Source organism: Synechococcus sp. RS9909, from assembly GCF_014279595.1.
In the GTDB taxonomy this organism is placed as follows: Bacteria; Cyanobacteriota; Cyanobacteriia; order PCC-6307; family Cyanobiaceae; genus Synechococcus_C.
This window is the reverse complement of record NZ_CP047943.1, coordinates 951,463-964,855: the sequence shown is the minus strand read 5'-3', so window position 1 is coordinate 964,855 and position 13,393 is coordinate 951,463. Positions and strand designations below refer to the sequence as shown.

Sequence of the window (13,393 nt, the reverse complement as noted above, 5' to 3'; positions counted from 1 at the left end):
CCACGTTGGAACCTGAACCCAGCATGCCCGGCCGGGAGAGCTAGCGTTTCTGAGAATGCCCGCTGCTGTGTTTCGGTTCGATCGCCTCAGTCGGCTCTGGCGGAGCTGGTTGCGCAGCGAGTCGCCGCGCCGCCCTGTGCTGCGTTGGCGGCGTCTTCAGAAAAGCGGGCTGCTGCTGAGTTGCCTGCTCGTGGCCTTGGTCTCGAGCTGGCCCTGGCTGGTGGAGCCCAACCTGCGCCCCGGCCTGCCAGCCCCCTTCGATGCCGTGGCTCCGAAGGATGCCCGGGTGGTCGACAGCGAGGCGCTGGAACAACGACGCTCCAGCCTGGTGCCACGCACCTTCGTGCAGGTGCTGGATCTGGAGGAAACCAAGCGGCTGCGCCAGCGACTCGAACGCCAGCTCGCCGAACTGGAGCGGGTGGCCCGCAGCGATGACGCCGAACGGATCGGTCCGGTCAATCTGAACGAAACGGAGCAGCAATGGCTCACCGCCCGCAGTCAGCTCGAGCGCAAACGCTGGGACATGGCGCTGCGGCGGGCCGCCAACCGCATGCTCAGCCAGGGGATCGTCAACACCCTGGCGATCGAACAGCTGCGGCAGGCGGCCTCGCTCCAGCTCGCTGACCTCGGAGCTGCGGAGACCCCACAACGCACCCTGGGCAGCAAATTGCTCGCCAGCAGCTTCCAGGGCGCCAGCAACCTGCGCACCGACCCGGGCCGCAGTCAACGCCTGATCGAAGAACTGATCACCAAACAGGGGATTCCCACAATCGAGGTGAATCGCGGTGACCTGATCACCCGCAAAGGGGAACCGATCAGTCCCCAGGCCTACGACGTCCTCGATTACTTCGGCTTGGTGAGCCGCAGTCCACGTCTGGGCACCTGGCTGGCCCGCTTCACCGAGGCCCTGGCGGGCTGCGGCGTGCTGCTGTTGATCATGCGGCGCGAACGTCCCTGCCTGGAAGCCTCCCACGGCCTGCTGGCCCTGGCCCTGCTGTTGATCACCCAGGGCTGCAAGCTCTGGTTCGGGGCTGCCGTGAGCCCCCTGGCGGTGGTGGTGCCACCCACGTTGCTGCTGGCCCAGGGATTGGGCACCACCTGCGGCCTGGCCTGGATGGCGATCGCCAGCCTGATCTGGCCCTTGCCGGTGAATGGCTTGGGTGAAGGGCGGTTGATGATCGCCGCGGCGATTGCGGCGGTGGCGGCCCTGCAGGCGGGTCGGCTGCGCAGTCGCGCACAGCTGTTGCAGCTGGCGGTGCTGCTCCCCGTCGCGGCCCTGGCGATCGAATGGCTGCTGCTGCGCAGTCAGATCAATGCCGGCGCAAGCGCCTGGACCCGGCTGGCCCCCAATGCGGGAGAACTGGCCTCCGAAGCCCTGCTGATGGGGATTCTGCTGATGGGCACAATCCTGATGATCCCCTTGCTGGAAAGCTCCTTCGGGCTGCTCACCCGCGCCCGACTGATGGAACTGGCCGACCAGGAACGGCCCCTGCTGCGCCGGCTCTCCTCGGAGGCACCCGGCACGTTTGAACACACGCTGATGATCTGCAGCCTGGCGGAAGAAGGGGCCCGCGCGATCGGGGCCGACGTGGATCTGATTCGCACCGGGGCGCTGTATCACGACGTGGGCAAATTGCATGCACCGGAGTGGTTCATCGAGAACCAGACCCAACCGGACAACAATCCCCACGACCGGCTGGACGATCCCTTCGCCAGCGCGGGTGTGCTGCAGGCGCATGTGGATGAAGGTCTGCGCCTGGCCCGCCGCTATCGCCTGCCCCGCGCCGTAGCCGATTTCATCCCCGAACACCAGGGAACCCTGAAGATGGGCTACTTCCTGCATCGGGCCCGGCAGAACGATCCCAACGTGGCCGAGAAGCGGTTCCGTTACCGCGGGCCCACCCCCCGCTCAAGGGAAACGGGCATCCTGATGCTGGCCGATGGCTGCGAAGCCGCCCTGCGCTCCCTCCCCCCCGACACCAGCGACGCCCAGGCGCGTGACACCGTGCGCCGGATCGTGGAATCGCGCCTGCGCGATGGCCAGTTACGGCTGAGCAGCCTCAGTCGGGCCGAAGTGGAATTACTGGTGCGGGCGTTTGTGCGGGTGTGGCGCCGCATGCGCCACCGCCGCATCCCCTACCCGATTCCTGCCCACAAGGGATATCCCGCCTGAGGCGATCAGAGCAGGCTGCTGCGTAGAAACTGGCGATGCTCGGGGCGGCACCAGTACAGGAGCGCCAGCAGGTTGACCAGCGCCAACAGCAACGACAACCCTCCCAGGGGAAGGGCCTCCGGATCAGCTCCCACGGAGATCAGAGCCAGGCGCACAATGCCGTAGGGGAGGGAGGCGGCCAGAGCCATGGAGAGGGCGACGATGGCCACAATCACCCCCCAGCGACGGCGCGCCAGCAGCCCCGCACTGGCAACGATCCCCACGATCGCCGCAGGCCAGGCCAGGCTGAAGGCCACGCTGATGTTGGCGGCCCGCAGAGCGGTGGAGGTGAAGGCAAACCAGCCGATCAGGGGCAGGGCGAGCACATTGCCCACCAAACCGCACCAGGTCATCAGCCAGAAGCCGCGAACTGCGGTAGCCATCGAAGCCGACTCTGCAAAGCCTCCACACCGTACGCACAGCCGCTCAGGGATCGCCAGCACCGTTCCCATCTGCAATGGTGTCGTCGTCGTCTTCAGCCACCTCCAGCACGGTCTCGAGCGTCGCCAAGAGCAGGGCGATCGCCTCCTGCCGCTGCAGCGGCGCCCGACTGACCCGCTCCAACCAGCCGTGGCAGAGCGCTTCGATCTCCTGAAACAGAGGCCCGGCTGCCTGCAGGGCCTCCATCACCCGGGCCGAGCCTTCGGCATCGAGTTCCACCCCGTCCACCACCACATAGCGCCGACCGTCCTCGCCGATGTAGGTGAGCCGCCCCTCCGCATCGAGGGTGGGGCCGGTGAGCGGGGTGACCGGGTGATCGCCATCATCCATCGCTCCCCTCCCGATCACAGGCACCTCCGAGCTGCACCTGCTCCATGGGTTAGCGCCGGATCAGGCGTTCGGCACAGAAGCGCCGAAAGAGGGCCTCCACCTCAGCCGCTGGCAGACCCTGCACCAGTCGGGCTTCGAGCTCCTCCCGTTGCTGACTGGGGTGATAAAGGCGCAGCTCCCGCAAAGCCTGGGAGGACTGCTTCCGGACCGTTTCCCTGGCCTCACCAAGCTGTTCCACCGCCAGCAATGGCCCGCTGTGGCAGTGCTGCATCACATGGGCCGATTCATGGGCGAGCACGGTCCAGATCTGCACCGGATCATTGGCCAGGTTGTTGGCGCAGAGCAGAAGAGCATTGCGGCCCTCATGAAAGGCGCCCAGCAGCGCCGGCGGGCAATCGTTCGCCACCAGGGTCTGGGTGCCCGCCTGTCGGATCAGGTCGGCATAACGGCCGATGCGATCCCAGCTTTCAGCGGCCACGGGGGGCGCCAAGCCCGGCAGAACCGCCCCAGCCGCCGCACACCAGACCCAGGCCCACCAATGCCCCATCACAACCCCTCAGTCCTGGTCTTAGTAGACCCATGCCGGGAGCGAGATGGTGCGTTTGCTCCGAAGTTCTACCGATTGGGCCTAACGCTCGCCCCGACTGGCCTCGACGCTGGGCACCTTCTCGCGGAACGATTGCTCACGATCGGCGCGGGTGTTCACCTTCAACGTGGTGTAAATCCGCGGCGCACCGAGCCGATGCACGGCGTCATGACACTCCCGCACACAGGCGAACACCGCCTCCCACTCACCCTCGATCGCCGTGCCGTTCGGACCGAGTTCATGGTCGAGGCCGGCCGCCTCGATCACCTGCTGACAGGCGGCCACATAGGGCGCCAAGGACACCCCTACCCCCAGGGGCACCACACAGAGATCCACGCTCACCTGCATCTCGCCAGCGCCTCACTGCTCAAGGTCTAGCGCTTCTCAGGCAGCTCAGCGGGTAGTCCACGGTGCGCCAGGCCCCGGCGCTGGTCTGCACCTCCACCGCAATCCCCCGCTCCGCCAGCCCCGACTGCCGCCCCTGGCCGGTGCACCAGCGCTGCGCGGCCAATTCCGCCGCCTCCAGGGAGTCATAGGGGGCATCCAGGACCGGATGGGGAGCTCCATCGAGGGACGCGAGCCGATAGACGGAGCGTCCTGGATCCCCCATCGGTCCACCTTGAGAACTGTCACCATCATCCCACGCCCATCACCCTTTGTCATGAGCGTTCGCTCCCTTCAGGCCGCCTTCGAGCGGCTGATGCACACGGCACCCTCCCCCCTGTTTCACCGGGCCCGCAGCCTCTATCTCAACAAATACGACCTGGACGGGCGTGACAGCCCCTCTCCGCTTCGACTATTCGTGCTGAACGAAGACGTGAACGAGCGCATCGAGCCCCGGGCCGAGGCCACAGAAGGGCCCCGCATGGCGATCCTCACGATCCGCGCCACCCGGCTCGCCCTCGTGCACTGGCAGCAACCCCATGCGGCGACCGCCAAAGAAGCTGCGGCCTATTTCGCTGCCCAATGGGACCTGGCGCTGCCTCCCTTGACGCCTCGGTCCGAGCCCTGGTTCCGCGATGGCGGCCATCAGAGCTGGCTGGAGCCTCCGCAGGAGCTCTGCTGGAGGCGCTGCTCTCCCCTAGCGGGCTGAACGCGTCAATCCAGGAGGTGCACCCCAGGAGGTGCGCAGGAAAACATTCGCGGGCAGAAAAACGCAGGAATTGCGAAGACAGTCAGAGGCCAGCAACGGCACCGCTAGGCATGGAATGAGTCTCACCGAGAACGGCATGACGACAACCCATCTTGAGCGTTATGTGCTCCGCAGCCCCAAAGCCGGCACCTACTTCCGCGTCAACGATCAGGATCAACGGATTGAAAATGTGGATTCGCCCGACACCGCCTGGGCCTTCCACAGCCATGAGGGGGCCATCACCCATGCTCGCTGGATGGGACAGATCATGGACGAAACCCCCGATGTGGTGATGCTCCGCTGAGATCAGAGCTCGTCCTCGACGTCGGTTTTGACACTGCAGTCGCTCAGGGGATAGCTCACACAGAGGAGGGCATATCCCTTGGCGATCTGGTCATCATCCAGAAAGCTCTGATCGGATTGATCCACACTGCCGCTGAGAATTTTGCCGGCACAGGTGCTGCAGGCGCCGGCTCGGCAGGAATAAGGGAGATCGATGCCCTGCTCTTCAGCTGCATCAAGGATGTATTGGTCATCGGCGCAACTGAAGCTGGAGCCACCGTCGATGGAGATGGTGAACGAAGCCATGACGAACCGGAGAGGTCAACGTAGTCCTAGGGAGCGGCGGCGAGGCGGTGTCCATCGGTCAGCGAGTGCTGACAGGCTCACCTCTGACCGATCAGGTCATCCCAAGAGAGAAACGAGTCCTGATCGACAGGATCGGCGGGATCGCGGTGGCAGATCGGGGTGAAGTTATCGTCTTCACGGAACCATTCAACGGTTGCCAGCACTGCCTGCTCCGCAGGAGCCCAGTCTTTCCAGAACGTCACGTCTCAGCCTTGGCAATCTCGACCAAGATTCGGCGTGACGGGCATCAGGCTGCCGTGTCGAGCGACACCGTCTCACGTCATCAAGGCCACCCCAAGGATCAAGCGCCCTGGCGCGAGGCCCAACGGTCACCCCTGGATGAAATGGCGTAAGCGCCGGGCCTCCTGCGCGACCCGTTCCTGCAACTGTTGCGGCGCCATGGCCGCATCGGCGCGCTCCTGAGCCGCGAGCACATCCGCCTCCGTCACCGCCAGGCCCCTGGCCGCCGCCAGGGCGATCAACTGGTCCATCGCCAAAGGTTCGGCCATGGTCTGCGCCAATTCCGGGTCTTGGCCGCGCAGCTCGAGCAACCGATCCAGATCCGCCAAGGCCATGGTTTGTCCTCACCCACGTCCAAGGTCTAGGGCATGGGCCATCCCAACGGCGCAATGCTAGAGAGCAAGCAGTTGGTGAATGGAGCGATGATCCGCAGCACGCGCGTTCAGAGCAGCGGTTTCGGGGCAGCGATGGCCCTGGCCGTCGTTGTCGGCCATGCCGACGCCGCGGAGGCAGCTTGCACCTTCCTGCCGCCGGTGGGGGGGAACGGCAACAGCAACATCGTGACCAAACGGGTGGGCAAGCCGAAGCTGATCGGTCGCACCAACTGGAACACCGACTTCGCGGTGAACGGCCCCTACCGCAGCTACAAGCTCTTCTTCACCGCTGACTCCACCGCCAGTGGCACCTATCCGGTGGAGGCCTTTCTCAAATTCACCGACGGCAGCAACCTGCGCATTGTGCAGGAATCGATGACGCCGCCGATCGGCAAAGGGCGCATGTTCGGCCCCTTCACCGCTCCCCAGGGCAAGACCGTGAGCCAGATCAACTTCAAGATCGGCACCGGCAGCGATCCCAATTCCACCGGTTTCAGCTACCGCATCTCCGTACAGGGCTGCAACTGAAGCAGGCTCCGCTGACATGCCTGGATCTCGCTGGAGTCTGCTCCCCGTCGCCCTCACCGCCCTGCTGACGGTCTTGTTTGTGGTGCTCTGGCAAGCGCTGGGGCAGCAGACCAGCGCCATGCGCCGCCTGCGGGAACAGGTCGAGTCGATCGAGCAGCGGGAACAGGTGAACAACCGTCAGCTGTTGGAGGAGCAGATGGGCACCCTGAGGCAACGGCAACAGGCGCTGGACACGCAGTTCAGCGATCTGCTGCAAGCCCTTGAAAAAGAGCAGGCGGCAGCCCGAGAACGGGAACGGCAAACAGCGAAACGCCAGGCCGAGCTCGAGCGCCAGCCGTTCCTGCTGCCACCGCAACCCCCGGCTGGCCATGAACCGCCAAGCCAGGATTAACCCTTCACCGCATCGCTGCTGGCACTGGGAAGGATGTAGCGCTGCAGCAACACAAACAGCACGAGCACCGGCAGAATCGACACCACCGATCCAGCGGCGACGATGCGCCAGTCGAGCGAAAAACTGCTCGCCAGCTGCTGCAGTCCGAGGGGCAGGGTGTAGAGCTGGGGGTCATCGAGGATCACCAGAGGCCAGAGGAAATCACTCCAGGTGCCGATGAACACAAACATCGCCAGGGTGATCAGATCAGCCCGGGCCGCTGGGATCATCACGTTCCACCACTCGCCGAGCTTGCTGCAGCCATCGATGCGAGCCGCCTCCTCCAACTCCACCGGCACGGCGAGAAAACTCTGACGCAACAGGTAGAGACCGAAGGCGGTGGCGGCCTGGGGAATCACCAGGGCCAGCAGGGTGTTGCGCAGGCCGAGCTGCACCATCAGCAGATAAAGCGGAATCATCACCACCTGAAACGGAATCAGGATCGTGGCCACCACCAGAGCCAACACCAAGCCACGACCTGCAAAGCGCATGCGTGCCAGTGGATAGGCGGCCAGGGAGCAGAACAGCAAATTGGCCACCACCGCCAGCACGCTGACGATCGTGCTGTTGATCAGATAAAGCCCCAGGGGGTTATCCCGGAAGAGGCGGCCGTAGGCCTCAAGGCTCGGTGCTGCAGGCAAGAGCGCCGGTGGGCTGGTGAAGATGTCTTCTGAAGGACCTTTGAGCGAAGTGCTCACCAACCAGAGCAGGGGCACCAGCACCACAAGCGCCAACAGAATCAGCACGAGCAGCTGCAGCACCGGAGCGAAACGGGAGCGCACGCGGGTGGTCATGGTGGTCAGAGGCTCGGGCGGGTCTCCAGGACCGCATGATCGCGCTGGGGGTGGATGGCGGAGCGGGACGCACCGGCCACCAGGCGGTTGAGGGCATTGACGAACGCCTGGGCCGCCGCCACCACCACATCGGTGTCAGCGGAATGGCCGGAATAGAGCGCACCGTCGCGGCGCAACCGGATCGTGACCTCCCCCATGGCGTCGATGCCCTCGGTGACCGATTTCACGGAGAACTCCACCAGCTGGTTGGGCTCCTCCGCCAGAGCATTGAGCGCCCGACACACCGCATCCACCGGCCCGGTGCCGATCGCGGCCGCGGTCTGTTCCCGCCCCTCTTCGTCGGCCAGGGTGACGGTGGCGGTGGGCCGCAGGCTGCTGCCACAACTCACCTGCACCAGCTTGAGCTGGTAGCGGGCCTCGGGCTGCTGCACCTGCTCGCTCACGATCGCTTCCAGATCGCGATCGGTGATCTCACGCTTGCGATCGGCCAGATCCTTGAAGCGGGCAAAGGCCTCATCGAGATCCTCGCGGCTGAGGTCGTAGCCCAGCTCCTCGAGGCGAGCGCGCACGGCACTGCGACCACTCAATTTGCCCAGGGAGATGCGGTTATCGCTGAGGCCGACGGTGCGGGCATCAACAATTTCATAGGTCAGCCGGTTCTTGAGCACGCCGTCCTGGTGAATGCCCGACTCGTGGGCGAAAGCGTTGGCACCCACGATCGCCTTGTTGGGTTGCACCACCATGCCGGTGAGATTCGACACCAAGCGGGAGGTCTTGGTGATCTCCTCGGTGCGAACGGCCGTGAGCGGCGTCGGGGACTCCTCGTCGCGACCCAAAAAAGGATTGAAGTAGCGGCGGCGCACATGCAGGGCCATCACCAACTCCTCCAGGGCCGCATTACCGGCCCGTTCGCCGATGCCATTGATGGTGCACTCGAGTTGACGGGCCCCGTTCTTGACCGCCTCAAGGAAATTGGCCACGGCCAGGCCCAGATCGTTGTGGCCATGCACCGACAGGACCGCCTCCTGGATGTTGGGCACGTGCTGATCGATGCCGGCGATCAGGGCACCGAATTCCGCCGGGGTGGTGTAGCCGACGGTGTCGGGAATGTTGATCGTGCCAGCACCAGCCGCGATCGCCGCTTCGATCACCTCGTAGAGAAACTCCGGATCACTGCGGCCGGCGTCCTCACAGGAGAACTCGACGTCGTCGACGAGGGAGCGGGCATACGCGACCATCTCGGGAACAATCGCCAGCACCTCCTTGCGGCTCTTGCGCAGCTTGTGCTCGAGGTGGATGTCGCTGGTGGCGATGAAGGTGTGGATGCGGCGGCGCGGGGCTGGGGCCACCGCATCGGCACAGGCCTTGATATCGCCACGGGAGGCGCGGGCGAGGCCGCAGATGATCGGCCCCTGCGCACCACCCACCTGTTGGGCGATGCGCTGCACCGCCTCGAAATCGCCGGCACTGGCAAAGGGAAATCCGGCTTCGATGATGTCGACACCGAGCCGGGCCAGCTGCTGCGCGATCGCCAGCTTCTCCTCCAGGTTGAGGCTGGCGCCAGGCGACTGTTCACCATCCCGCAGGGTGGTATCGAAGATCAGAACGCGGCCGGGGTCCTTGGCCATGGCAGCAGCCTCGACGGTGGTTAGTCGGAATGACTATGAGTTAGCCCATCCTAGGTGACCAGCCCGAGCGGGAGGTGCCGGTAGATTCAAGGCCCCGGCATGGATGGATCGTGGCCGAAGGAGCCCTGGCCCTCGTTCTCCACGCCCACTTGCCCTACGTGCGCGCCTCGGAGCCCGACTCCCTGGAGGAGGACTGGTTCTTTCAGGCCCTGATCGAGTGCTATCTGCCCCTGCTGGAGGTGCTCGAACAGACTGCTACCGCAGCGGATCAGCAGCCCCGACTCACCATGGGGCTCTCGCCCACCCTGCTCTCGCTGCTGGCCGATTCCACCCTGCGCCAGCGTTTCCCGGGCTGGATCGCCATCCGCCTGCAGTTGCTCGAGAAAGCGCCGGTCGACCAGAGCGAAGCCGCTGAGCACCTGGCCGCCGGCTTCCAACGCCATCTCGACAGCTGGACCGCCTGCGACGGCGATCTGATCCGCCGCTTCGCCGCCCTGCAACGGCAAGGCGTGCTCGATCTGCTCACCTGCGGGGCCACCCACGGCTACCTGCCGCTGCTGCGCGAACACCCGGAAGCCGTGCGGGCCCAGCTGCGCACGGCAGTGCGCGAACACCACCGCCTGATCGGGGAACGCCCCCTGGGCATCTGGCTGCCGGAATGCGCCTACTACGAAGGCCTGGATCACTGGTTGCGCGATGCCGGGCTGCGCTACGCCGTGCTCGATGGCCATGGCCTGCTCCATGCCACGCCGCGTCCGCGCTACGGGGTCTACGCCCCGATCGTGAGCCGCCAGGGTGTGGCCTTCTTCGGGCGCGACAGCGACGCCACCCTGCCGGTGTGGTCGGCCCGGGACGGCTATCCGGGCGATCCCACCTACCGCGAATTCCATCGCGATCTCGGCTGGGATCTCCCCCAGGACGACCTGACCAGCCTCGGGTTGCCCGGCCAGCGCCCCCTCGGCCTCAAACTCCACCGCGTCAGCGACCTCAACGCCCCCCTCGATCAGAAACTGCCCTACGAGCCGGAGGCCGCGAACCAACGCTGCCAGGTGCACGCTCGCGATTACCTGCAGGGTCGCCGAACCCAGCTGGAGCGCCTCCAGGCCGGCATGGCCATACCGCCCCTGCTGGTGGCGCCCTTCGATGCGGAGCTCTTCGGCCACTGGTGGTTTGAAGGGCCCCGTTTTCTTGCCGAGCTGTTTCGCCAGGCGGCCAGGGAAGGGGTGCGCTTCACCACCCTGCGCGGGGTGCTGGCGGATCAACCCCAGCTCCAGCTCTGTGAACCCTGCCCGTCGAGCTGGGGCCAGGGGGGCTTCCACGACTACTGGCTCAACGACAGCAACGCCTGGATCGTGCCGGAATGGAGCCGGGCCGGACGGGCGATGGTGGAGCGTTGCAGCCGCGGCGTGGCCAGCGAAGCAGACCTGCGCTTGCTGCACCAGGCGGGCCGGGAGCTGCTGCTGGCCCAGTCTTCGGACTGGAGCTTCATCCTGCGGGCCGGCACCACCACCGAACTCGCCAGAGAAAGGATCGAACGCCACCTCGAACGCTTCTGGCGCCTGATGGCCGCCATCGATCGGCGCGACGACTTACCGGAGCACTGGCTGGAGCACGTGGAAGAGGAGGATGCCCTCTTCCCCCTGATTCAACCGGCTGACTGGCGAAAGCGGGGAGCTTGAGCGTTCCCGGCCCCCAGCACCAGGCCGCGCCGCAGCTCCCAGGGCGCAAGGGCAAACAGTTTGAGCATCACAGCCATCAGCCGGTGCAAGGGCAGCGTGTTGGTGAGGAAGCCAAACCAATCCTCCGTGGGCAAGGCAAAGAAGGTGGCGAAGTGACGGCGCAGCAAATCCTCAGGGAAGCCCATCAACCGCCCCAGACCAAATTGATAGAGGCGATGACGCCACACCCGTTCGGCAGGCCAGAGCGCCTGCCAGCCGCACTGCGCCAAAGCCGCTGACCCCAGGGCTGGATTCGCCAGCGCCGCCGCCAGCGCCTGAGCGAGATCGGGGCCGCGTCGCAGCAACGCGCCCACCATGTAGCCCGAGGCGGGGTGCACCATCGAGGCCGCTCCGCCGAAGCCCAGCACCGGCTGCTGCAGATCCGGCAACGGCAGGTTCATCGGAAACAGGCAGAACTCCTCGTGCTCCACCTCCAGCACCGCGACGCCGCGGTGGGCCAGGCGCCGCTGCAGGCGTTGCTGCAGGGTGTCGTAGGGCACCGGCGGCGCCAGGGCCAGGGAGGTCTCCTCCACGAAGAAGCGCCCCTCGCCCAGATCCATCGCATAGAGAAAGGTGGGGGGCTCGGCGCGCTCCGCATCGCTGAGATGGTCAGAGCGGTAGTCCATCAGCACAAATTGGCCAGGCTCCACCGGCGGCGCCGAAAAGCGCCCCACGATCCCGTAGGCGGCCTGACCGGCCACTGGCCCCTCATCGGGTCGCCGCACCAGCAACGGCTGGTGACCGGTGGCATCCACCACCAGGCGGGCCCGCAGCTGGCGGCCATCGGCAGTGTGGAGCACGCTACCGCCATCCTCACGACCGTCATGTGCGGGCTCGAACTCCAGGCGCTCGGCCTGGCCCTGGAGCAGCTGCACGCCGCCACGCTCACAGGCCGTGAGCCAGTGGCCCTGCAGCGCCTCGCGGTTGAACAGGCCGTAGTCGCGGCCGTGGCGGGTAGGGGCGTTGGCCGGATCAGCAGGATCGCTGCTGCCGGAGCCGAAGTAGCTCACCGTGTGACTCCAACGGTGCTCCAGCAGGTGAGCCAGGCCAAGGGCATCCACCTCGTCGCCCCAGATGCCGTAGGTGTTGGGCCACGGTGCCCGTGGATCGTGGGGGGCCAGCAACGCCACCACCAGCCCCTCCGCGGCCAGGGCCGCCGCGATGCTCAGGGCCGCCGGACCGCCACCCACCACCAGCACATCAGAAACCAGCACGTCAGACATCTGGCAACTGAATCTCGAGGGTGGCGCGATTGTTGAGCTGGAGAGCCGCGTCCTCGAGGATGTGACCCTCGGGATCGGCAATCACCTCAAGGCGGTGCGGCCCCGCCGGGAGCTGCAAAGGCACGACAAAGGTTTCGCTGGCACCGGCCGCCAGCCAAGGGAGCCGTAGGTAGCGATGACCGCTGTAGCGGTCGTTGACCACCACGGCGACCCCCACATCGCTGACATCCATGGCCCCGCGATTGACCACGGTGAAGTGGGCGCTGCCATCGCGGAATTGCAGGGTCTCAATGGCCAGATCGCTGACCAGCCGGTGCAGTTGCTGCAGGGGATAGAGCACCAGCCGCTGGAGGGATGTCAGCCGCGTGTCGGGATGTTCGTGGTGCAGGTGACCGCCGTAGCGCAGATCGGTGCTACAGCCATGCAGATGCAGATGGGCGTGAGGATCGGGGATGGTGACACGGCCCTGGGCCGGATCGGAATCGAAGAAGCCACAGCAATCCCACTCCAGAGAGCGGCCCAGAAACCGGATCGGATCGCTGGGATTCCCGGGATCCTCCGGCGCCAACCGGTAGTGCTGAAGCAGTTGATAGATGCTGCGCGATGCGGTGCCGTCGCTGGCCGCACTGCTGGCCACGGCGGTGTTGCGCCGCTGCTGCCCCATGCACAGCTTGGAGGCCACGGTGATCACCAGCGACTCCCACTGAGCCACCAGGCGCAGGCCATAGATCGGTGCCTCCACAAGGCGCCCCTGCTGGCGCAGCTGGGCAATCGCCTCGGCCACGAGCTCCTGCAGTGGCCGGCCCCGCACCTCGCCGAAACTGGCCAAATCCACAGGGGTTCGCGCCGCGGTGGCATCACCGCTGAAGCACACGTAGGGGAAGTGACTGCTGCCATCCCCTGCCCGCAGGGAGCGGATCCCGCCATCGCTGGCCTGGCATTTCCAGATCGTGGTGGCCAGGCCATCGGCATCCTGCAGGAAGATGAGCTCCCCGTTGTCGATGCTGGTGGTGGTACCCAGCCCCAACACATCACCCTGGAGAGGAATGCGCTCCATGGGCAGGTGCTCGTTCACATCGCCCTGAATCAGATCGCGGATGGTGTTGGCGATCCAGAAGTCGGCCATGGGG

At 65.9% G+C, this 13,393-nt stretch carries 17 protein-coding genes; 6 read left to right on the top strand and 11 right to left on the bottom strand.

Going from position 1 to position 13,393, the window contains the following annotated elements:
- The first annotated feature begins 55 nt into the window (after nucleotides 1-55).
- Nucleotides 56-2,173: an HDIG domain-containing metalloprotein gene (locus tag SynRS9909_RS04565; RefSeq protein WP_007100229.1), complete on the top strand. Its 2,118-nt coding sequence runs from the start codon at nucleotides 56-58 to the stop codon at nucleotides 2,171-2,173.
- 5 nt (nucleotides 2,174-2,178) lie between these two features.
- Here SynRS9909_RS04565 and SynRS9909_RS04560 read toward each other — a convergent pair whose 3' ends face one another.
- The 5 genes from SynRS9909_RS04560 to SynRS9909_RS04540 form a co-directional block, all read right to left on the bottom strand.
- Nucleotides 2,179-2,595 carry a hypothetical protein gene (locus tag SynRS9909_RS04560; protein WP_038000762.1) on the bottom strand — a complete coding sequence of 139 codons (417 nt, stop codon included), beginning with the start codon at nucleotides 2,593-2,595 and terminating at the stop codon, nucleotides 2,179-2,181.
- Between the two features lie 43 nt (nucleotides 2,596-2,638).
- Complete coding sequence (locus tag SynRS9909_RS04555) at nucleotides 2,639-3,007, bottom strand: hypothetical protein (RefSeq protein ID WP_370587894.1); 369 nt, start codon at nucleotides 3,005-3,007, stop codon at nucleotides 2,639-2,641.
- Nucleotides 3,008-3,032: 25 nt separating this feature from the next.
- Nucleotides 3,033-3,530 carry a hypothetical protein gene (locus SynRS9909_RS04550; RefSeq protein WP_007100232.1) on the bottom strand — a complete coding sequence of 166 codons (498 nt, stop codon included), beginning with the start codon at nucleotides 3,528-3,530 and terminating at the stop codon, nucleotides 3,033-3,035.
- A gap of 81 nt (nucleotides 3,531-3,611) precedes the next feature.
- The gene (locus tag SynRS9909_RS04545) at nucleotides 3,612-3,917 is read right to left on the bottom strand and encodes an MTH1187 family thiamine-binding protein (RefSeq protein ID WP_007100233.1); all 306 of its coding nucleotides are present in this window, start codon (nucleotides 3,915-3,917) and stop codon (nucleotides 3,612-3,614) included.
- Nucleotides 3,918-3,936: 19 nt separating this feature from the next.
- Nucleotides 3,937-4,179 (bottom strand): hypothetical protein, encoded by a 243-nt coding sequence (locus SynRS9909_RS04540; protein WP_007100234.1) that lies wholly within the window; start codon nucleotides 4,177-4,179, stop codon nucleotides 3,937-3,939.
- Nucleotides 4,180-4,230: 51 nt separating this feature from the next.
- Between SynRS9909_RS04540 and SynRS9909_RS04535 the strand changes: the two genes are divergently transcribed.
- Nucleotides 4,231-4,662 (top strand): hypothetical protein, encoded by a 432-nt coding sequence (locus SynRS9909_RS04535; RefSeq protein ID WP_007100235.1) that lies wholly within the window; start codon nucleotides 4,231-4,233, stop codon nucleotides 4,660-4,662.
- Between the two features lie 115 nt (nucleotides 4,663-4,777).
- Complete coding sequence (locus SynRS9909_RS04530) at nucleotides 4,778-5,005, top strand: hypothetical protein (protein WP_007100236.1); 228 nt, start codon at nucleotides 4,778-4,780, stop codon at nucleotides 5,003-5,005.
- A 2-nt stretch (nucleotides 5,006-5,007) separates the two neighbouring features.
- Here the strand turns inward: SynRS9909_RS04530 and SynRS9909_RS04525 are convergent, their stop codons facing one another.
- A complete protein-coding gene (locus SynRS9909_RS04525) occupies nucleotides 5,008-5,289 on the bottom strand; it encodes a 2Fe-2S iron-sulfur cluster-binding protein (protein WP_007100237.1) in 282 nt (93 codons plus the stop codon).
- 368 nt (nucleotides 5,290-5,657) lie between these two features.
- Entirely contained in the window at nucleotides 5,658-5,903 is a 246-nt protein-coding gene (locus SynRS9909_RS04520; protein WP_007100239.1) for a Nif11-like leader peptide family natural product precursor, read from the bottom strand.
- 87 nt (nucleotides 5,904-5,990) lie between these two features.
- Here SynRS9909_RS04520 and SynRS9909_RS04515 point away from each other — a divergent pair, with 87 nt between their 5' ends.
- A complete protein-coding gene (locus tag SynRS9909_RS04515) occupies nucleotides 5,991-6,470 on the top strand; it encodes a hypothetical protein (RefSeq protein WP_038001496.1) in 480 nt (159 codons plus the stop codon).
- Between the two features lie 16 nt (nucleotides 6,471-6,486).
- Nucleotides 6,487-6,861 (top strand): hypothetical protein, encoded by a 375-nt coding sequence (locus SynRS9909_RS04510; protein ID WP_007100241.1) that lies wholly within the window; start codon nucleotides 6,487-6,489, stop codon nucleotides 6,859-6,861.
- Here SynRS9909_RS04510 and SynRS9909_RS04505 read toward each other — a convergent pair.
- Both SynRS9909_RS04505 and SynRS9909_RS04500 read right to left on the bottom strand, forming a co-directional pair.
- On the bottom strand, nucleotides 6,858-7,694 hold the full coding sequence (locus SynRS9909_RS04505; protein WP_007100242.1) for a carbohydrate ABC transporter permease: 837 nt from the start codon (nucleotides 7,692-7,694) through the stop codon (nucleotides 6,858-6,860). The two genes, SynRS9909_RS04510 and SynRS9909_RS04505, sit on opposite strands and share 4 nt — an antisense overlap.
- A gap of 5 nt (nucleotides 7,695-7,699) precedes the next feature.
- Nucleotides 7,700-9,322: a 2-isopropylmalate synthase gene (locus SynRS9909_RS04500; protein WP_007100243.1), complete on the bottom strand. Its 1,623-nt coding sequence runs from the start codon at nucleotides 9,320-9,322 to the stop codon at nucleotides 7,700-7,702.
- Between the two features lie 110 nt (nucleotides 9,323-9,432).
- On the opposite strand from SynRS9909_RS04500, the gene SynRS9909_RS04495 reads away from it, so the two are divergent.
- Nucleotides 9,433-11,001, top strand: coding sequence for a glycoside hydrolase family 57 protein (locus SynRS9909_RS04495; RefSeq protein ID WP_007100244.1), 1,569 nt, complete (start codon nucleotides 9,433-9,435; stop codon nucleotides 10,999-11,001).
- On the opposite strand, the gene crtL is transcribed toward SynRS9909_RS04495, so the two are convergent.
- Both crtL and SynRS9909_RS04485 read right to left on the bottom strand, forming a co-directional pair.
- Nucleotides 10,968-12,263: a lycopene beta cyclase gene (gene crtL, locus SynRS9909_RS04490; RefSeq protein WP_007100245.1), complete on the bottom strand. Its 1,296-nt coding sequence runs from the start codon at nucleotides 12,261-12,263 to the stop codon at nucleotides 10,968-10,970. The two genes, SynRS9909_RS04495 and crtL, sit on opposite strands and share 34 nt — an antisense overlap.
- On the bottom strand, nucleotides 12,256-13,389 hold the full coding sequence (locus tag SynRS9909_RS04485; RefSeq protein ID WP_007100246.1) for a CARDB domain-containing protein: 1,134 nt from the start codon (nucleotides 13,387-13,389) through the stop codon (nucleotides 12,256-12,258). Before SynRS9909_RS04485 ends, crtL begins: the two co-directional genes overlap by 8 nt.
- Between the last annotated feature and the right edge of the window lie 4 nt (nucleotides 13,390-13,393).